General features: G+C 56.5%; 16 protein-coding genes. 12 read left to right on the forward strand and 4 right to left on the reverse strand.

The features are described from left to right. Positions 1-11 precede the first annotated feature (11 nt). Both CU103_RS16525 and CU103_RS16530 read left to right on the forward strand, forming a co-directional pair. Positions 12-2,459 carry a GcvT family protein gene (locus tag CU103_RS16525; protein ID WP_106665133.1) on the forward strand — a complete coding sequence of 816 codons (2,448 nt, stop codon included), beginning with the start codon at positions 12-14 and terminating at the stop codon, positions 2,457-2,459. Then, positions 2,456-4,900 carry a GcvT family protein gene (locus CU103_RS16530; RefSeq protein WP_106665134.1) on the forward strand — a complete coding sequence of 815 codons (2,445 nt, stop codon included), beginning with the start codon at positions 2,456-2,458 and terminating at the stop codon, positions 4,898-4,900. The genes CU103_RS16525 and CU103_RS16530 overlap by 4 nt, the downstream gene beginning before the upstream one ends. A gap of 34 nt (positions 4,901-4,934) precedes the next feature. On the opposite strand, the gene rocD is transcribed toward CU103_RS16530, so the two are convergent. Both rocD and rocF read right to left on the reverse strand, forming a co-directional pair. Next, positions 4,935-6,143, reverse strand: coding sequence for an ornithine--oxo-acid transaminase (gene rocD / locus CU103_RS16535; RefSeq protein WP_106665260.1), 1,209 nt, complete (start codon positions 6,141-6,143; stop codon positions 4,935-4,937). Positions 6,144-6,167: 24 nt separating this feature from the next. Beyond that, complete coding sequence (gene rocF, locus CU103_RS16540) at positions 6,168-7,157, reverse strand: arginase (RefSeq protein WP_106665135.1); 990 nt, start codon at positions 7,155-7,157, stop codon at positions 6,168-6,170. A 166-nt stretch (positions 7,158-7,323) separates the two neighbouring features. On the opposite strand from rocF, the gene CU103_RS16545 reads away from it, so the two are divergent. The 6 genes from CU103_RS16545 (at position 7,324) to CU103_RS16570 (ending at position 13,402) form a co-directional block, all read left to right on the forward strand. Beyond that, a complete protein-coding gene (locus CU103_RS16545; RefSeq protein ID WP_106665136.1) occupies positions 7,324-7,749 on the forward strand; it encodes an Lrp/AsnC family transcriptional regulator in 426 nt (141 codons plus the stop codon). A gap of 28 nt (positions 7,750-7,777) precedes the next feature. After that, entirely contained in the window at positions 7,778-9,184 is a 1,407-nt protein-coding gene (gene pabB, locus CU103_RS16550; RefSeq protein ID WP_106665137.1) for an aminodeoxychorismate synthase component I, read from the forward strand. Further along, positions 9,181-9,777, forward strand: a complete 597-nt coding sequence (locus tag CU103_RS16555) for an anthranilate synthase component II (RefSeq protein ID WP_106665138.1) — start codon at positions 9,181-9,183, stop codon at positions 9,775-9,777. Before pabB ends, CU103_RS16555 begins: the two co-directional genes overlap by 4 nt. Positions 9,778-9,924: 147 nt before the next feature. Then, the gene (locus tag CU103_RS16560) at positions 9,925-11,373 is read left to right on the forward strand and encodes an aldehyde dehydrogenase family protein (protein ID WP_106665139.1); all 1,449 of its coding nucleotides are present in this window, start codon (positions 9,925-9,927) and stop codon (positions 11,371-11,373) included. Between the two features lie 103 nt (positions 11,374-11,476). Beyond that, complete coding sequence (gene mgtE / locus CU103_RS16565) at positions 11,477-12,889, forward strand: magnesium transporter (protein WP_106665140.1); 1,413 nt, start codon at positions 11,477-11,479, stop codon at positions 12,887-12,889. A 126-nt stretch (positions 12,890-13,015) separates the two neighbouring features. Beyond that, complete coding sequence (locus CU103_RS16570; protein WP_099998926.1) at positions 13,016-13,402, forward strand: MerR family transcriptional regulator; 387 nt, start codon at positions 13,016-13,018, stop codon at positions 13,400-13,402. A gap of 3 nt (positions 13,403-13,405) precedes the next feature. Here CU103_RS16570 and CU103_RS16575 read toward each other — a convergent pair whose 3' ends face one another. Beyond that, positions 13,406-14,377 (reverse strand): heparan-alpha-glucosaminide N-acetyltransferase, encoded by a 972-nt coding sequence (locus tag CU103_RS16575; RefSeq protein WP_106665141.1) that lies wholly within the window; start codon positions 14,375-14,377, stop codon positions 13,406-13,408. 217 nt (positions 14,378-14,594) lie between these two features. On the opposite strand from CU103_RS16575, the gene CU103_RS16580 reads away from it, so the two are divergent. Next, positions 14,595-15,794: an MFS transporter gene (locus tag CU103_RS16580; protein WP_106665261.1), complete on the forward strand. Its 1,200-nt coding sequence runs from the start codon at positions 14,595-14,597 to the stop codon at positions 15,792-15,794. Here the strand turns inward: CU103_RS16580 and CU103_RS16585 are convergent. Next, on the reverse strand, positions 15,773-16,507 hold the full coding sequence (locus tag CU103_RS16585) for a DUF599 domain-containing protein (protein ID WP_106665142.1): 735 nt from the start codon (positions 16,505-16,507) through the stop codon (positions 15,773-15,775). The genes CU103_RS16580 and CU103_RS16585 overlap by 22 nt on opposite strands. 240 nt (positions 16,508-16,747) lie before the next feature. On the opposite strand from CU103_RS16585, the gene CU103_RS16590 reads away from it, so the two are divergent. The 3 genes from CU103_RS16590 to CU103_RS16600 all read left to right on the forward strand — a co-directional run bounded on the left by CU103_RS16590 (position 16,748) and on the right by CU103_RS16600 (position 20,380). Beyond that, positions 16,748-18,148 (forward strand): L-serine ammonia-lyase, encoded by a 1,401-nt coding sequence (locus CU103_RS16590; protein ID WP_106665143.1) that lies wholly within the window; start codon positions 16,748-16,750, stop codon positions 18,146-18,148. A 154-nt stretch (positions 18,149-18,302) separates the two neighbouring features. Next, on the forward strand, positions 18,303-19,829 hold the full coding sequence (locus CU103_RS16595) for a nucleobase:cation symporter-2 family protein (RefSeq protein ID WP_106665144.1): 1,527 nt from the start codon (positions 18,303-18,305) through the stop codon (positions 19,827-19,829). Between the two features lie 113 nt (positions 19,830-19,942). Next, positions 19,943-20,380, forward strand: coding sequence for a DUF1489 family protein (locus CU103_RS16600; protein WP_106665262.1), 438 nt, complete (start codon positions 19,943-19,945; stop codon positions 20,378-20,380). Positions 20,381-20,382 lie beyond the last annotated feature (2 nt).

Genomic DNA, 20,382 nt, shown 5'->3' on the forward strand with positions numbered 1-20,382 from the left:
GGAGACTTTGTATGTCTGATTTTCCAACTTCGGCGCGCGTCGTCATTATCGGTGGCGGAGCGGTCGGCGTCTCCTCGCTTTACCATCTTGCCAAGGCAGGCTGGACCGATTGCGTGCTGCTTGAAAAGAACGAGCTGACATCGGGTTCAACCTGGCATGCAGCGGGCAATGTGCCGACATTTTCGGCCTCCTGGTCGGTGATGAACATGCAACGCTACTCGGCCGAGCTCTATCGTGGTCTGGCCGCCGAGGTCGACTACCCGATGAATTATCACGTCACCGGATCGCTGCGCCTTGCGCATACCAAGGAGCGGATGCGCGAATTCCAGCGCGTGAAGAGCATGGGGCGATACCAGGGCATGGATATCGACGTGCTGGGCGTTGACGAAATCAACGGCCGCTATCCGTTCATTGCAACGCATGAGCTTGAGGGCGCCCTCTACGATCCCAATGATGGCGATATCGACCCTGCACAGCTGACGCAGGCTCTGGCCAAGGGTGCCCGCGACATGGGAGCGAAGATCATCCGCTTCTGTCCGGTCACCGGGGCGCGCCGCGAGAACGATGAGTGGGTGATCTCCACACCTCAGGGTGACATCCGCTGCGAGTATGTGGTCAATGCGGCGGGTTATCGGGCGCAGGAGATCGGCAAGCTGTTTGGCCGCGACGTGCCGATGATGGTGATGAGCCATCAATATCTGCTGTTCGACGAAATCCCCGAAATCGCTGCCTGGTCTCGCGAAAACGGCCACAAGCTGCCGTTGCTGCGCGACGTCGATTCGTCCTATTACCTGCGGCAGGAAAAGAACGGCATGAATCTCGGGCCATATGAACGCAATTGCCGTGCGCATTGGGCGACTGCCGATGATCCAATGCCGGATGATTTCTCGTTTCAGCTGTTCCCCGATGATCTTGAGCGCCTCGACTGGTACCTCAATGATGCCATTGCCCGTGTACCAATTCTCGGTACCGCGGGCCTGTCGAAGGTGATCAATGGTCCAATCCCCTACGCGCCGGATGGCAATCCGCTGATCGGTCCGATGCCCGGCGTACCCAATGCATTCGAAGCCTGTGTCTTCACCTTCGGCATCGCGCAGGCTGGCGGAGCAGGCAAGGTTCTGGCCGAATGGGTCACGGAAGGCGCGACGGAATGGGATATGTGGTCGTGCGATCCGCGCCGTTTCACCGCCTTTACCGATACTGAATATTGCGTTGCCAAGGGTGTGGAGGTGTACGGGCACGAATATGCCATTCATTTTCCGCGCCATACGTGGCCGGCGGGCCGCAACAAGAAGGTTTCACCTATCCATGATCGGATTGCCAGGCTGGGTGCGCAGTTCGGTGCCTATAATGGCTGGGAACGCGCAAACTGGTATGCGCAGCCGGGCGACGATGTTTCGGAGGAATCAATGCAAACGTTCCTTCGTGATGGTCCGTGGCAGCAGCGTATCCGCGAAGAGTGCCATGCCGTGCGCGACGCTGTTGGCATTCTCGATCTGCCCGGTTTCTCGCGCTTCAAAGTCAGCGGCGAGGGCGCTCGCGAATGGCTGTCGACGCTGGTCACCGGTATCGTGCCGAAGCCTGGACGGATCGGCCTTGGCTATTTCTCCGACGACAAGGGCCGGGTCGTCACCGAAATGTCCATTATGGCGATCGATGAGAATGTGTTCTTCCTGATCACCGCCGGTGTTGCCGAATGGCATGATCGCGACTGGCTGCTCAATCATTTGCCGAACGGCCGTTCAATCAGCATCGCCAACGTCACGGAAGCTTTCTCTTGCCAGATCGTTACCGGGCCGAAGGCCCGTGATCTGTTCCGGGATATCTGCGATGCGGATCTCGAGAAAACCTGGCTTTCGCACCAGACGACTCAGATCGCCGGGCGGTATTGCCAGTTGGTGCGCGTTTCCTTTGCCGGTGAGCTTGGCTGGGAGGTGCATACGAAAGTTGCCGACACCGCCGCGATCTTCGATGCGATATGGGAAGCAGGACAGAAATACGGGATCAAGCCCTTCGGCATGTTCGCACTGGATTCCCTGCGCCTCGAAAAGGGCTATCGCGCCTGGAAAGGCGACCTTTCCACTGACTACACTCCGCTGCAAAGCGGACTTGAACGTTTCATCAAGTGGGAAAAGCCGGAATTCATCGGCAAGGCCGCTCTGGAACGTGAAAAGCAGCAGGGCGTGAAGAAACGCTTCGTCACGCTGACTGTGGATGCCGGAGACTGTGACGCGCCTTATATGTCCACGCTTTGGCACAATGGCGCTATTGTTGGTGAAACTACTTCCGGGGGCTGGGGGCACCGGATCGACAAATCGATCGCGCTTGGCATGCTGAAGACCGAACTCACCGAACCCGGGACGGAAGTCGAGGTGGAAATCTTCGGCGAGCGCTACAAAGCGACCGTCCATCCTGACCAGCCGCTTTGGGATCCCAAGAACGAAAGAATACGCGCATGAGTTCGCTACCCACCAAAGCGCGCGCCGTCATCATCGGCGGCGGCATTTCCGGCTGTTCTGTTGCCTATCATCTCGCCAAGCTCGGCTGGACCGATGTCGTTCTGCTGGAGCGCAAGCAGTTGACCTCCGGCACCACGTGGCACGCTGCAGGGCTCATCGGCCAGCTGCGCGCCTCGCAGAACATGACACGGCTGGCGAAATATTCCGCCGACCTCTATGTCAAGCTGGAGGCGGAAACCGGGGTCTCCACCGGTATGCGCCAGGTGGGCTCGATCACCGTGGCTCTGACCGAGGAACGCAAGCACGAGATTTACCGGCAGGCTTCGCTGGCGCGTGCCTTCGATGTCGATGTTCGTGAAATATCTCCAAATGAAGTCAAGGAGATGTATCCGCATCTTAACATTGAAGATGTGGTGGGCGCGGTGCATCTGCCGCTCGACGGACAGTGCGACCCGGCCAATATCGCCATGGCTCTTGCCAAGGGCGCACGCCAGCGCGGCGCCAAAATTGTCGAAAACGTCAAAGTCACCGGCGTTCTCAAAAAGCACGGCCGCGTAACCGGCGTGACCTGGGTGCAAGGCGAAGAACAGGGCACGATCGAGACCGACGTGGTGATCAACTGCGCCGGCATGTGGGCACGCGATCTGGCGGGAACATCGGGTGTCACCGTGCCGCTGCATGCCTGCGAGCATTTCTATCTTGTTACCGAGGCCATCGAGGGGCTTGGGCGCTTGCCCGTGCTGCGCGTTCCGGATGAATGCGCCTATTACAAGGAGGATGCCGGCAAGATGATGCTGGGCGCCTTTGAGCCGGTCGCCAAGCCTTGGGGCATGAACGGCATTTCCGAAGATTTCTGTTTCGACCAGCTCCAGGAGGATTTCGAGCATTTCGAGCCGATCCTTGAAATGGGCGTCAACCGCATGCCTATGCTCGGTACAGCCGGGATCCACACATTCTTCAACGGTCCGGAAAGCTTCACCCCCGATGACCGCTATTATCTCGGAGAAGCGCCGGAACTTGGCGGCTATTGGGTCGCTGCGGGCTATAATTCGATCGGTATTGTCTCGTCCGGCGGTGCGGGGATGGCACTCGCTCAATGGATTCATGATGGCGAGGCGCCGTTCGACCTGTGGGAGGTGGATATCCGCCGCGCGCAGCCATTCCAGAAGAACAGGCGTTATCTGAAGGAACGTGTCTCTGAGACACTGGGCCTGCTCTATGCCGATCATTTCCCCTACCGGCAGATGGCGACATCCCGAAATATCCGCCGCTCACCCATTCATGAACATCTTAAGCAGCGTGGCGCGGTCTTCGGTGAAGTCGCCGGATGGGAGCGCGCAAACTGGTTTGCCAAGGACGGTCAGGAGCGCGAATACCGCTATTCCTGGAAACGGCAGAACTGGTTCGACAATCAGCGCGAAGAGCATCTTGCCGTGCGCAATGGAGTCGGCCTGTTCGACATGACTTCGTTCGGCAAGATCCGCGTCGAGGGCCGTGATGCTTTGCTGTTCCTGCAGAAGCTTTGCGCTAACCAGCTCGACGTCGAGCCTGGCCGCATCGTTTACACCCAGATGCTCAATAATCGCGGGGGGATCGAAAGCGACCTGACGATTACACGCCTGTCGGAAACAACTTTCTTTGTCGTTGTCCCCGGTGCGACCCTGCAGCGTGACCAGGCCTGGATGCGCAAGCACCTCAAGGACGAATTCGTGGTGATTACCGATGTAACCCCGGCGGAATCGGTGCTGTGTCTGATGGGACCCAAATCTCGCGAACTGATCCAGAAGATCAGTCCAAATGATTTCTCGAACGAAGCCAATCCGTTCGGGACCGCGCGCGAGATCGAGATCGGTATGGGCCTCGCACGCGCGCACCGCGTGACCTATGTCGGCGAACTCGGTTGGGAGCTGTATGTCTCCACGGATCAGACGGCGCATGTATTCGAGGCCATCGAGGAGGCGGGACAAGAGCTGAGCCTCAAGCTTTGCGGTCTGCACACGCTGGATTCGTGCCGCATTGAAAAGGCGTTCCGCCACTTCGGCCACGACATCACCGACGAGGATCATGTGCTGGAGGCAGGGCTTGGGTTTGCAGTGAAAGTCGATAAGGGTGATTTCATTGGCCGCGATGCCGTGCTGAGAAAGAAGGCAGCCGGGCTCGATCGCAGGCTCGTGCAGTTTCGTCTAAGTGATCCAGAGCCACTGCTTTTCCACAATGAGGCCATTGTCCGTGATGGAGAGATTGTGGGAACAATCACCTCGGGCAATTATGGCCACCATCTCGGCGGCGCTATCGGCCTGGGTTACGTTCCGAGCAAGGAAGAAAATCCGGAACAGATTCTGGCTTCAAATTACGAGATCGAGATCGCCGGGGTGCGGGTGAAGGCCGAGGCTTCTTTAAAGCCGATGTACGATCCAAAGGCTGAACGTGTACGGATGTGAGACTGGCCGGGATTGACCCGGCCAGCCCTTCAACTCAGTTCATGCTTGTCAGGACCGTCTCGAACTGCTCCAGAGCCCAGTCGATCTGGTCGCGCTTGATCACCAGCGGCGGAGCGATGCGGATCGTGTCGCCATGGGTGTCCTTGGCGAGAATGCCGCGTTCTTTCAACTCGTTGCAGAACCGGTTGGCACCGCCGGCCTCCGGATGCAGCTCCACCGCCAGCATCAGCCCGCGTCCGCGTACGTCCCGCACGATATTGCTGCGTATACCCTTCAGCTGCTGAAGGAAATATTCGCCTTCGATGCGGGAGTTTTCGATCATGTTTTCTTCGGTGAGCACACGTAGCGCCGCACGTGCAATAGCGCAGGCCAGTGGGTTGCCGCCGAAGGTGCTGCCATGCTGCCCCGGCTTGAGCACGCCAAGAACGTCGCTGTTGGAAAGCACTGCCGACACTGGATAGAAGCCGCCGGAAAGCGCCTTGCCGATGAGCGTCACATCAGCCTCGATGCCCTCATGCTCTTCCGCCAACAGCGCACCGGTACGGCCGAGGCCGGTCTGGATCTCGTCCAGAATGAGCGTAACGTTGTTTTCGGTGCACAGCTCGCGCACTTTGCTGAAATAGCCCTTGGGCGGAATGATCACGCCGGCTTCACCCTGAATCGGTTCTACCAGAAAACCGACTGTGTTGGGCGTCAGTGCCTTGGCAAAGGCATCGATATCGCCGAACGGAACGATCTTGAAGCCTGGAGCAAACGGACCGAAATTTTCGCGTGCCGTAGGATCGGTGCTGAAACCGACGATGCCCATCGTACGGCCATGGAAATTGTTCGAACACACGATAATCTCGGCAGCGTTTTCCGGCACGCCCTTAACCTCGTAGCCCCATTTGCGCACAGCCTTGATCGCGGTCTCAACCGCTTCGGCGCCGCTGTTCATCGGCAGGATCTTGTGCGAGCCGGTAAGCGCCGCGAGTTCCTCATAGAATAAAGCCAGCTGGTCATTGCGGAAAGCGCGGGAGGTCAGCGTCAGCTTGCCAGCCTGCTCGGTCATTGCTTTCAGAATTTTCGGGTGACAGTGGCCCTGATTGACGGCCGAATAGGCGGACAGGCAATCCAGATAACGATTGCCGTCGATATCCCAGACATACACGCCTTCGCCGCGCTCCAGTACCACGTCAAGCGGCTTGTAGTTGTGCGCCCCAAGGCGGGATTCTGTTGAGATCAGGTCAGCGGCTGTGTGCAGCAAATTATCCTCCTATTGCCGAATTCATGCGTTCAGAGCGGCTGCGCTCTGGTCTGAAAGATTGGGTTTGTCGAAAATCCGCCGACCGAAAATACTCGCGACAAGATCAACGAGCAGCAAGGCGCTCTTGCCGCGCTCATCCAGAAATGGGTTGAGTTCGACCACGTCGAGCGAACCGACCACGCCGGAATCGTGCAGCATTTCCATCACGAGATGTGCTTCGCGATAGGTCGCGCCGCCTGGAACGGTGGTTCCGACGCCAGGTGCAAGCGAGGGATCGATAAAATCGACGTCGAAGCTCACATGCAGAATGCCATTGGCCCTTTGCACCCGCTCGATGATGCCACGCATCAATTTCGCGATGCCAAACTCATCGATCTTGCGCATGTCGATGACATCAATGCCCCGTTCGCGCAAAAGTACGCGCTCGGTCGAGTCGATGGAGCGAATACCAAAGAGGTGGAGGTTTTCCGGCTTGACGAATCCGTGGGGCTCATCGCCCATGACACCTTCCAGGCCGGGTTCACGGCACAGGAGCGCCGCCGACATGCCATGCATGTTTCCGGATGGCGAGGTCGATGGTGTGTTGAAATCGGAATGAGCGTCCAGCCAGAGCACGAACAATTCACGGTTGTGTTCCTCGCAATAGCGGGCAACGCCGCTGACCGAGCCCATGGACAGGCTATGGTCGCCGCCAAGAATGACCGGGAAGCTGCCGTGCTTCATCGCCTCATACGTCTCAGCGCTTAGCATGCGCGACCAGGCGGCAATTTTCTCGATATGATGCGCAAGGCCCGCGACCGGCGGAACAATTGGCAATACCTTCGGCAAGCGCAGATCGCCGCGATCCTCCACCGGGTGACCAAGCTCTTCGAGCGTGCGGACCAGGCCGGCCGTGCGCAGGGCTGCGGGCCCCATCAGTGCGCCGAGCCGGCCCGCACCTTCCTCGATCGGCGCACCGATGATGGTAAGCTTCTGCTTGTGAGCGTCTTCGAAATTGCCTTGCATGTTCATCAACAACCGCCACTTTCGCGTTTGAATGGTCCAGGATATGGAAAAATAATATCATGTTTCACCGCGATACTGGCACTTCGAGGCGGTGACAAAAAGACAGCATCCTGATAGAAATGCGCATATATATGCGCACTTTGCCCAATTGGATTTATCAGATTGAAAGACAATGGATGATGTAGACCGTAAATTGCTGTCTTTGCTGCGGGATGATTGCCGTTTGCCGGTTTCTTCCATGGCGACAATTCTCGGCATTTCTCGCGCAACGGTAAGAACGCGTATCGACAAGCTGACCACGGATGGAACGATACAGGGCTTCACAGTCACGTTGAAAGCTGGAGCCGGCATATACGGTGTGCGGGCAATTGCCATGATCGAAGTTGCCGGACAGGGCGCAGAAAAAGTTATCCGGCGGCTGCAGGGCTTTCCGGAAATCCGCGCCATGCACACGACGAACGGGCGTTGGGACATCGTCGCTGAGATCGAGGTGGAGACATTGGAAGCTTTTGACCGCACGCTGCGCGATATCCGTCATATTGACGGAATCACCTCGACCGAGACAAGTATCCTTCTATCAACCCGCAAGAGCGGATAATCTCAGCGGCTGAAAGGGAGGTTGGCGCTTGCACGTTCGTGAGATTCCATGGCTGGAGCCCGTCGATGCGGCCGAGCGATTGCGGCCGCTCGGGGGGCTAAGCTTTCTTGACAGCGCCATGCGTCACGAGAATCTCGGCCGTTATTCCTATGTGGCGGCGGATCCTTTTGGCAAACTGATGGTGCAAAACGGCGTTGCAGGTTGGAACGGCGTCGCGATCGACATGCGGCCCTTGGAGGCTCTCTCGTATTATCTGGATGTTTATCGTCTGGACGACCAGCCGGAACTGCCGCCATTCCAAGGCGGGGCTATCGGCTATTTTTCCTACGAGTTCGGCCGCCTGCTGGAGCGTCTGCCGCAGCCGGATGCTCCTATCCAAGGTTCAATGCCGGATGCGACCTGGTATTTCTACGATGTTGTGCTGGCCTTTGATCATCAATCCAGACGGGTCTGGCTGATATCTTCCGGGTTGCCGGAAGAGAGCGAGGCGGCGCGGGTAGCGCGACGCATCGAGCGGTCCGAATTATTCCTGGGAGCGATCCAGCGGGATTCGGGGCAGATGGCCCCTGAACCGCAACATGATTTGAGGATTCCAAGAGCTTCGTGGCGGTCCAACTTTGAGCGCGATGATTATATGCAGGCCGTTGCCAAAGTCGTGGAATACATCCTCGACGGCGACATCTTTCAGGCCAATATCGCCCAGCGTTTCATAGCTGACTTGCCGAAAAACTTCGCGCCGTGGCGCTTCTACAAGGCGTTGCGAAAGCAAAACGCCGCGACTTTTGCAGCTTATCTTGATCATGGAGACATCATCGTTGCTTCGAGCTCGCCGGAACGGTTTATTTCGGTGAAGGGCGATCAAGTCGAGACACGTCCGATCAAAGGCACGATGCCCAGATCGCAAGACCCGAACGAAGACAAGCGTTTAGCCGATATCCTTCTCAAATCAGAGAAGGATCGCGCGGAAAATCTGATGATCGTCGATTTGATGCGCAACGATCTTTCCCGCGTCTGTCGTCCGCACTCTGTATTGACACCCGTGCTTTGCGGGCTCGAAACCTATGCGAGCGTCCATCATCTGGTTTCTGTCGTTACCGGGCGGCTGGCGGAAGGCAATTGCCTGGCGGATTTGATTAGGGCGGCCTTTCCGGGCGGATCGATCACCGGCGCACCAAAACTTCGGGCGATGGAAATCATCACCGAAATCGAGCGTGAAGCACGCGGCGTCTACTGCGGTTCCATCGGCTTCATTGGGTTCAACGGCAATTTCGATGGCAATATAGGTATCCGCACGGTGCTTTTTCAAGGCGGAAAAGCGGCATTTCAGGCGGGCGGCGGCATCACCGCCTTGTCAGATCCCGCGGCGGAATATCAGGAAACGCTCGACAAGGCGGCTCGCATCTTTGCCGTCTTCGATCAGGGGAACGGGCCATGATCCTGATCATCGACAATTACGACTCCTTCGTTTTCACCGTCGCCCGCTACTTTGCTGAACTCGGCGTCGAAACCCAGGTCGTCCGCAATGACGCGATTTCTGCCGCCGAGGTCCAACGGTTGGCGCCGGAAGCGATAGTGCTCTCGCCAGGCCCTTGCGGGCCGCATGAGGCCGGCCAGTCAATGAACATCATCGAAGGGTTGAGCGGGAAGATCCCCATGCTTGGCATCTGCCTTGGACATCAGTGCATCGGAGAGGTCTTTGGCGGCGAGGTTGTTCGCGCGCAGGAGCCGATGCACGGCCGTTCTTCGGCGATCAATCACGATGGAAGCGGAGTCTTCAAGGGTCTGCCCAGTCCATTCCGGGCAGGGCGATATCACTCGCTGATTGTCGAATCCATCAAGGATGACGGCGATTTGAAAGTAACTGCACAATCCGACATTGGGGAGGTTATGGGCCTGACCCATGTGAGGCATCCAACCTATGGGGTGCAGTTTCATCCAGAATCGGTGCTGACGGAGTATGGTCATGCGATGCTCGGCAATTTTCTGTGTCTCTCCCGCCAATTCAATCGCAAGCAAAAATTGTCGTGACCAGCTGCCGCTATTTTCGCCTCTTTGTTCGGTAATCCTATTGGCCGGACCTTAAGACATCCGCTACACACACTGCTGACACCTGCCGGATATCATCCGGCGCTCAATCAACGGACATTCCATAAAGTAACAAGCAGGAGACTGACCATGCTTCGCAAGACCGATTTCTATATTAACGGTAAGTGGATAGCTCCAGCGGTGGCCAAAGAGCTCGACGTCATCAATCCGGCTGACGAGCAGGCTTTTGCGGTAATTTCGCTTGGTTCTGCTGCCGATGTCGACAAGGCTGTCTCTGCTGCGCGCAAGGGTTTTGCCACATGGAGCATTACGAGCCGCGAAGAGCGGCTGGCATGGCTCGAGCGGCTGCTCGTCGTCTATGAATCGCGTCTCGCCGACATGGCCACGGCCATATCATCCGAGATGGGGGCACCGATCACGATGGCTCTGGACGAACAGGCAGCCTCGGGAACTGGCCATATAAAGGCATTCATCCGGGCACTGAAGAATTTCGAATTCGAACGTCCGCTTGATACGCACAACAAGACAGTCCGCATCGCCTACGAGCCGATCGGTGTCTGCGGCTTGATCACGCCATGGAACTGGCCGATGAACCAGGTCGTTCTGAAAGTTGTTCCCGCGATCGCCGCGGGTTGCACCGTTATCCTCAAACCTTCGGAAATTGCTCCAATTTCTTCCGTCATCTTTGCCGAAATGATCGATGCCTCGGGCCTTCCTGCGGGCGTCTTCAATCTGATCAATGGCGATGGTCCAACGGTCGGCGAGGCAATGTCGCGACACCCCGGCATTGACATGATGTCGTTCACGGGCTCGACGCGCGCAGGCGTTGCCGTCACCAAAGCCGCAGCCGAAACAGTCAAGCGCGTTTCGCTCGAACTTGGTGGCAAGTCGCCGAACATTGTGTTCGCGGATGCGGATCTGGAAGCTGCAATCAAGCGCGGCGTCTCGCATGTATTCAACAACACCGGCCAGTCGTGCAACGCCCCGACGCGAATGCTTGTAGAGCGTTCTGTCTATGATAAGGCCACTGAAATCGCCGCCGCAACCGCGAAGGCGACCAAAGTGGGCGATCCATCGCAGGATGGCGATCACATGGGGCCGCTGGTCTCGGAAATGCAGTTCAACAAGGTGCAAGGCTTGATCGAACAGGGCATCAAGGAAGGTGCCCGGCTTGTCGCCGGCGGCACCGGACGTCCTGAGGGCTTTAATCGCGGCTATTATGTCCGTCCGACAGTGTTCGCGGATGTCAACAATGAGATGACTATCGCCCGAGAAGAAATATTCGGTCCTGTCCTTGCCATGATTCCGTTTGATACGGAGGAAGAAGCCGTCGAGATCGCCAACGATACACCTTACGGGCTCGCCGCCTATATCCAGTCAGGCGACCGGGAGCGAATCAAGCGCGTATCGAAACAACTTCGCGCAGGCATGGTGCGCATCAACGGTGCTTCTCACGCTGCCGATGCTCCGTTTGGCGGCTATAAACAGTCCGGAATCGGGCGCGAGGGCGGACATTGGGGCCTCGAAGACTTCCTTGAAGTAAAGGCTATCAGCGGTTGGGAAGATAGCGCCGCCTGAACTGCCAAAAAATGAAAGCAAGGGATGTCGCCGGTTCCATTTCGACATCCTTTGCTCTAACTGACAATGCACAACATTTGTCGGGAAGGCGGGTGCGGACACAATGGATGATACAGAGACCCTACCAGAATCCGCCCCGGACGAGGAGGATGCCGACATCTATGGTGAGGATGGTGCGGTCAAGACGTCCTTTCTAGCGCGGGTCGGTGCCGCTATTGCGGATCGGGACGTTCTGTTTCTTCGATCACATGTCGGCAAGCTGCACCAGTCGGAACTTGGCCACGTGCTGGAAGCGCTGCATTCCGATCAGCGTTCGGCGCTTGTCGAACTTCTCGGTGATGAGTTTGATTTTGCATCACTCACCGAAGTGGACGAAGCCGTTCGTCTTGAAATCGTCGATGCGATGCCAAATCAGCAGATCGCCGAGGCCGTTCAGGACCTCGACTCTGACGATGCGGTCTATATTCTCGAGGATCTCGATCAGGAAGATCGTGACGAAATTCTGGCACAACTGCCCTTCACGGAGCGCGTGCGACTGCGGCGCTCTCTTGGCTACCCGGAAGAAACCGCCGGCCGCCGCATGCAGACGGAGTTCGTCGCTGTTCCGCCGTTCTGGACTGTCGGGCAAACCATCGACTATATGCGCGACAATGATGATCTGCCGGAGTCGTTCTCGCAGATTTTTGTTATCGACCCGATGTTCCGGCTGTTGGGCGCTATCGACCTCGACCGCATCCTGCGCACACGTCGCGATACCAAGATCGAGGAGATCATGCATGAGACACGTCATGCGATCCCCGCTACGATGGACCAGGAAGAAGCTGCACAAATCTTCGAACAGTATGACCTTTTGTCAGCCGCGGTGGTCGATGAGAACGAACGGCTTGTTGGTGTCCTGACCATTGAAAACATCGTTGACGTCATTCAGGAAGAAGCCGAAGAGGACATCATGCGCCTTGGTGGCGTCGGTGACGAAGAACTCTCCGACTCCGTGTTATCGACTTCCCGGTCACGCACGCCCTGGCTGGTGATAAATCTCTTTACGGCCTTCTTGTCCGCATCAGTGATTGGACTGTTCGATGCCACAATCCAGCAGATGGTTGCCTTGGCCGTTTTGATGCCGATCGTGGCGTCCATGGGCGGCAATGCCGGTACCCAGACGATGACTGTGACCGTGCGAGCCTTGGCGACGCGGGACATGGATATTTACAACGCTGGTCGTATTATCCGCCGTGAAGCCTTCGTGGGCCTTATCAACGGCGTTATCTTTGCGATCATGATCGGTCTGGTCGCCGGCATGTGGTTTGCAAATGTCAATCTCGGGGGAATCATCGCGGCGGCGATGATTATCAATATGCTTGCAGCGGCGCTAGGCGGAATATTGATTCCGCTATTGCTGCATCGTTTTGGTGCAGATCCCGCCATCGCATCTGCCGTATTTGTAACTACAGTCACCGATGTGGTTGGTTTTTCCTCGTTTCTTGGCCTCGCCACATGGTGGTTTGGCTTTAAGTAACAACAGCTTATTGCTGGCTATGGACTAAAGTTCGCAACCAGACACAATCGTGCAATTGACTTTTACGTAATTGCGTGACCAAAACATCCAATCGATACAATGTGGGAATGTAGAGCAGTGTCTGTCATGCGCGAATATTATTCCATTACCGAACTGACGCGAGAGTTTGGAGTATCGACGCGCACGTTGAGATTCTATGAAGACGAGGGCCTGATCCATCCGGTTCGTCGCGGCCGGACCCGTCTGTTCCGGCCTTCAGATCGTCATCTGCTCAAGCAGATCCTGCGCGGCAAGCGTCTCGGTTTCTCCATTGCGGAAATACACGAGATCGTCCAGATGTATAACGAACCGCCGGGTGAAATGGGCCAACTGCATCTCTTGATGAAACGCGTCGAAGAGAAGCGCGCGGATTTGCGTCAGAAGCGGCGTGATATCGAAGAAACCTTGACGGAGCTCGACCAAGTCGAAGAAGCCTGTATCGAACGTCTGGCAGAGCTTGGCGTCAATACCTGAGCCCTATTGCGGCAAGTTTTGCTGCGTACAAATGCCAGCGATTTCCTGCATTTGCGGATCGCTCTGATCGCGCCGACCAGCGAAAACATCGTCGAAAATGCCCTGAGTCTCGGTCTGGCCAATCACGCACTCGCAGAACTTCTGACAAAACGCCTTGTCGTTGTCATTTTGGCAGCTCTGAATACAGGCCTGTCCAAAAACCTCCTGCGGTGTTGCAACTGCAGGCGGAAACAGCTGCGAAATCAGAAATACGCAGCTGATGAGAATTGGTTGATGGATAAGGTAAAACGCGAGGCTGTGCTGACCGATGAAGCGCAGCAATCGGTCGAGCCAAGCCGGTGCTATATTACCGGCAAGCAGCTTCAAAGCGTTGAAGTGCTGCATGATTTTGGCGACCGTCATGCCGGCCAAAACGGCGCCGAACCATGGGAAGATCGGCACATAATCATTTGATCGGATGAGTATTTCCGACAATCCAAGCCACCAGAAGATTGGCGGATCGAAGAAGGAGGAGATCAGATAGTGCGGAGCGGCAATGACCGCTGCAGCAGCGATAGCAACGATCAATGCCGGTAATCTTAGGAACAGCAGCCCGAGGACACTCGCCGCAGCGATCTGATGCAGAATGCCAAAAAACACGAAATTGTCAGGCGTGATGTACGCGGTGACGAGTGTGATCGCCAGCGCCGCAACGATGATTTGAGCAAGGCGGATGCCAAAAGCCCGCCAGCGTATCTGCCGGCCATGCGCCAGGACAAGGCTGAAGCCAACCAACGCAAGAAACGTAGAGGCAATGATGCGAGCGTAGAGTTTCCAGACGCCTTGCCCGGTGGTTCCGGGCTCCAAATATCCGAAAAACTCGAAATCCCAAGCCGTGTGGTATGTCGCCATTGCGATGAGGGCGATACCGCGCAACGCATCGAGCTTGCCGAGGCGCGCTTTCGCGGGTGGATTTAAGGTCTCGGCTTGGCGCATGTGGCAGAATCCCGGTCGCTACGGCTTTTGCGGCAAGCTAGGCGACATGGCAGGCAAAATCCATGATCTTTCCCCTAAAAGCAACGGAACGCTTTCCGCACATATTTCAACGGTTTCTATGAAACGGACATATTATGTCGCTTGATTGACTGCTATCCACAAGCTCGCGTCCGAAACTCGTGGCGCCGTTCGAATCAGTGCCCCCAAAGTCATCTCAGTGATCAATCAGGTCCGCCACCCCATTTGGATTACCACAGCCAAGCGTCCCACGGCGCGGGTGTTCGCAATCCTTTTCGGCATTGAATCGATGGCCCGGGCGATCATTACCAGTGTCGTTCCGATCCAGACATACGATTTGATGCAGAGCGAGCGCGGGGTCAGCATTCTCTATACGTGTATGTCTCTTCTCGGATTGATTTCAACGTTGTCGATTCCGCTGTTGATCGTGCGCATCCCGCGTAGATGGGTCTATACTGCCGGTGCGACATCGCTGATGCTGGGTTGCTGCGCATTTGCGCTCGACACGTTGCCTGGGCAGGCGGCAGGGCTGTTTCTGCGTACGTTTGGCGCCGGAACTCTATCGATTACACTCAGCCTCTACATCATGGATCACATCAAGAAGGGCGAGCTGGTCCGCGCTGAGTCCGTGCGGATGGCAACGGCTACCCTCGCGTGGACCGGCGGGCCGTTTCTCGGCGTTCTCCTCTACACACGGGTTGGAATGGTTGCGCCGTTCCTTCTGTCGATCGGATTTTCGCTGCTGTTGCTGACGCTGTTCTGGTATTTCCGACTCAGCGACAATCCGGCGTTGCAGAAGGGGCCAAGCCGTCCAGCCAATCCGATAGCCAATGTGCGCCGCTTCGTTGTGCAGCCGCGGCTCCGGCTGGCTTGGCTGATTGCGTTTTCGCGTTCCTGCTATTGGAGTACTTTCTTCGTCTACGGTCCCATTTTGATGGTGGCGACGGGGCAGGGAACCCTCGCTGGCGGGCTTCTGGTTTCACTTGGCAATCTTTTCCTGCTCGGCTCCATTCTTTGGGGGAAGGTTGGCATGGCCAAAGGTCTGACCCGCACGATATCCGGCGTGTTCGTATTGCTCGCTGTGGCTTTGATTGGAGCAGGGCTCGCTGGCGAAAGCTTCCCGATGTTGGCGGCGATAATGCTTCTTGCCGGGGCGTTTTTCTGTGTCGCGCTCGATACACTCGGATCTACGACGTTCATACGCGCGGTCCACCCGCACGAACGGGCGCAGATGACAGCCGTCTATCGAACATATCTCGATTTTTCCGAAATATTGCCCGCTTTCTTCTATTCATTCATTCTGACGTTTTTCCAGCTTGGTGCGATCTTCATTGCGCTCGCCGGCCTGATGGTCTTCACGGCGATCTTTGTGTGGCGCTATTTGCCACGAGGACTGTAATCGGAAGTTACACCGTTTCGCATTAGCACATCGCGTGCAGTTGAAAAGAACTGCCGGCGTAAGAGAACGATAGCAACCAGTGTCGTCGTGATCATGAAGACCAAAGGGTGCAGAAACCAGCCGAGATAGCCGATGGAAAAGAAAATACCGCGCAGGCCGCTGTTGAAATGCTGGCCAGCCTGAATATTGATTCCCGCAGCGCGATTGATGCTGGCAATGACGATTGGGTCGTCCGGCCCTTTGTCACGCGCCATAGGCACGCCGCCGATCAGTATCGAGCAATAATTGAAGAGCCGGTAGGACCAGGCGAATTTGAAGAAGGCATAGGCAAAAAGCACGAGTAGTCCGAGAATCTTCGTTTCAAACAATTGTTGGGTCGTCTCGCCCAACAACGGCAGATCATGAAACAAGGTGAGAACACGGCCCGACGAGTTGAGCAGTCCGAAGCAGCCGCCAATGGCCAGAATCGATGTCGATGCAAAAAAGCCGGTGCCTTGCTGCAAACCGATCATGATGCTGGTGTCGATCATGCGTAGTTCGCGCGTCGACATCGTCGCCATCCACTGGTGCCTTGCCTGGTTCATTTCGTAAGTCAGCGATTTTCTGCCGGCGAAGCCGTTGGCTGTGGTATGAGAGTAGAGTGCCCAGACGATGAAGAAATAGACCAGAGCCAGGACATCGAGCCAATAGGATGTAGTTGGGGCAGCTTCCATTTCTTCTCTCAATGATGCGCAACTGTTGATGGCGAATGTACGTCAATTCGCCCGGTTCGCAAATGTCGTAAGCGGTCAATCCGTTTGGAAGTGAGCAGGGTTTTTATGCGCAATTCTTTTGGCTTTTGCTTTACCGGCCTATGTCGTAGAAACGCAAGCCAAGGTCGGTGGCGGGCTGCGGCAATTGCCGGCAACCAGCCATTATGATTGCGATCGATTTCACTCGAGTAAGGTAGCCGGATGTTTCTGTCGGTTTTTGATCTGTATAAAATCGGCATTGGTCCTTCAAGTTCCCACACCATGGGGCCAATGACTGCTGGCGGCCAGTTCCTCGAAGAACTCAAGAACGGCCAATGGCCGAGGCCGACCGGCGTCAAGGTCGATAGGTTACGCGTTCATTTGCATGGCTCACTCGCCTTCACTGGCATCGGTCATGCGACGGACCGTGCCGTCATTCTCGGCCTCTGCGGACTGTTGCCCGCGACCGTCGATCCAAACGAGATGGATGCATTACTCGAGACGGTCAAGCAGAATAAGCGCATCTCGCCTGCAGGCCACCCCTCCTATCGGTTCGACCCCGCAACAGACCTTATCATGGATCGGCGTACGCCTTTGCCGGGGCATGCGAACGGTATGGCATTTGAAGCCTATGATGTCGACGACCGGCTGCTGCTGCGCCGTATCTTCTATTCGATTGGCGGCGGGTTTGTCGTGACGGAGGAAGAGCTCGAGTCGGCAAAAACGCGCACGGCGCCCAAAGCGGAAGTTCCAGTTCCATTTCCCTTTATCAATGCCGCTCAGATGATGCGCATGGCCAAGGATAGCGGCTTGTCGATCGCCGAGATGAAGCGGCAAAATGAAGAAGTCTTCATGAGTCGTGACGAACTGAATGCGGGTTTGGACCGCATATGGTCGGCCATGCGTTCGTGTATCGATCGCGGTTTGGAACAGGAAGGCATTATGCCCGGCGGACTCAAGGTCAAGCGACGCGCCCGTTACCTGCACGACCGCCTGCAGGAGGAATGGCGCCAGAATCGCATCAACCCGCTGCTCGCCAATGACTGGCTGTCGGTCTACGCGATGGCGGTCAATGAAGAGAATGCGGCGGGTGGACGGGTTGTGACTGCACCGACCAACGGCGCCGCCGGCGTTGTCCCCGCGGTTCTACGCTATTACTTGCATTTCCACGACGATGCCGACGAGAATGGCATTCGCGACTTCCTGCTGACGTCCGCCGCAATCGGCGGCGTGATCAAGCATAACGCGTCGATATCCGGGGCAGAGGTCGGCTGTCAGGGCGAAGTAGGCTCCGCCTCGGCCATGGCTGCCGCGGGCCTTGCGGCGGTGCTTGGTGGAACCCCAGAGCAGATCGAGAATGCCGCCGAAATCGCGCTCGAACATCACCTCGGCATGACCTGCGACCCGGTCGCTGGACTGGTCCAGGTGCCGTGTATCGAACGCAATGCGCTCGGGGCAGTGAAGGCCGTTACGGCAGCATCGCTGGCGGTCAAAGGCGACGGCACGCATTTCGTTCCGCTGGATGCCTGTATTGAAACGATGCGCCAGACCGGTGTGGATATGAACGAACGCTACAAAGAGACCAGTCTTGGGGGTTTGGCTGTGAACGTGGTGGAATGCTGAAAAATATTCCCGTATGCTGGCCAATACCTGCGTCCTGCCGGAAACAGTTTCAATAAATCAAATACAGTCAGCGCCCAAAAAGCTGCCATAGTTTCCTCCCGCCTGATCAGCAAAATCTGGTTGGGCTGCATAAAGGTATTGGGAGGACACTACCTTGGCATCAAACTCAATTGCGAAATCGTTACGACAGCGACCGGAAGACGAAAATCTAGGCATCGGAGCCAACCTGGCTTATGGACTGCAACACGTGTTGACGATGTATGGGGGGATCATAGCAGTTCCGCTCATCCTCGGTCAGGCTGCGGGCTTGTCATCGAGCGAAATCGGCTTGTTGATCACCGCGTCTCTTTTTGCTGGCGGCTTGGCCACAATCCTGCAAACGATCGGTTTGCCCTTCTTTGGCTGCCAGTTGCCGCTGGTTCAAGGCGTTTCATTCTCCGGAGTGGCGACGATGGTGGCTATTTCCGGGAACGGAGGGATGGAGTCGGTGCTGGGAGCCGTTATGGCTGCCTCGCTCATAGGGCTGCTGATTACTCCGGTATTTTCCCGGATCACGAGATTTTTTCCACCACTGGTCACAGGAATCGTGATCACCACGATCGGCTTGACCTTGATGCCGGTTGCTGCCCGCTGGGCCATGGGTGGAAACAGCAATGCACCCGGCTTTGGCAGCATGGCTAATATCGGCCTGGCTGCTACGACTCTTGTCATCGTGCTCTTGCTGAGCAAGGTCGGGAGCGCGACTGTTTCGAGGCTCTCAATTCTCTTGGCGATGATAATCGGAACAGTCCTTGCCCTTTGCCTTGGGATGACAGATTTCTCGAAGGTGGGTGAAGGGGCATTTCTGGCGCTGCCGTCATTATTTCATTTTGGCTATCCCTCGTTTCAAATCGCAGCAATTGTCTCAATGTTCATCGTGATCATGGTGACCTTGGTGGAAACGTCAGCGGATATTTTAGCGGTGGGTGAAATCATCGAAACCAAGGTGGACTCGCGCCGGCTCGGCGATGGTTTGCGCGCGGATATGCTTTCAAGTCTGATTGCACCAATCTTCGGCTCCTTCACCCAAAGTGCATTTGCCCAGAATGTCGGCCTGGTTGCTGTAACGGGGATAAAGAGCCGGTATGTGGTGGCAACTGGCGGTCTAGTTCTGGTGACGCTGGGTCTGTTGCCAGTCATGGGCAGGATCGTTGCCGCGGTCCCGAGCGCTGTTTTGGGTGGTGCTGGTATTGTTCTGTTTGGCACGGTCGCTGCGAGCGGCATACGGACGTTGTCCAAGGTGGACTACCGAAACAACATGAACCTGATTATCGTAGCAACCTCTATCGGGTTCGGCATGATACCGATCGCATCACCGAGCTTCTACGATCAGTTCCCCACGTGGTTTGCGACGATCTTCCATTCCGGCATCAGCTCGGCGGCCATTATGGCAATTGCGCTCAACCTGGTGTTCAACCACCTGACCGCAGGCAACTCCGATCAACAGTCGGTTTTTGTTGCCGGCACGGAGCGTACCCTCCGGTATCAAGACGTTGCCTTGCTACATGACGGAGACTATTTCCTCAACGGGAAGCTTTATGACAAAAATGGCGTTGAAGTGCCGATTGTCGCGCCGGAATTCCATTCGGTGGTGACCAAACGCCACTTGGGGGAAACAGCACTCCCGGCCACGACAAGTTAACTGGCTGAAAGGCTTGTCGTCAGGAGCGGCGGCGGAGTGCCGCTCCCAATGGCTTTGTGGAGAAGTCGCGGGTTATGGTTGACGTCTCAACCCGAAAGCGTAAATGCTTTGGAATGGCTCTCAATCTGGTAAAACTCTGTGTCGGCTGCACCGCAATTGAAGATTTGGCGGCATGGATCGATTTTCGCCTTGAAGAGCGTAGAAGGGCCGGCCTGTCGGCCGAACAGTTTCATACGACGCGCATGGTACCGAAGCGCGTTGAGGAACTACTTGATGGCGGATCGTTGTATTGGGTCATCAAGGGCAACATCCAATGCCGGCAGCGATTGACCGATATCAGGACCTTTACTGACGATGAAGGGATTTCGCGGTGCCATCTGGTGCTCGAGCCGCGGATCATTCCAACAGAGTGGCAGCCGCGCCGGGCATTTCAGGGATGGCGCTACCTGACAAGCGACGATGCTCCGATCGATGAAGGGCAGGGCAAGGCGGGGCGAGCAAAACTACCGCCGGAACTGCGCAACGAACTCGCATCCTTGGGCCTGCTTTAGGG

Origin of the sequence: Phyllobacterium sophorae, from assembly GCF_003010965.1 — a bacterium.
In the GTDB taxonomy this organism is placed as follows: Bacteria; Pseudomonadota; Alphaproteobacteria; order Rhizobiales; family Rhizobiaceae; genus Phyllobacterium; species Phyllobacterium sophorae.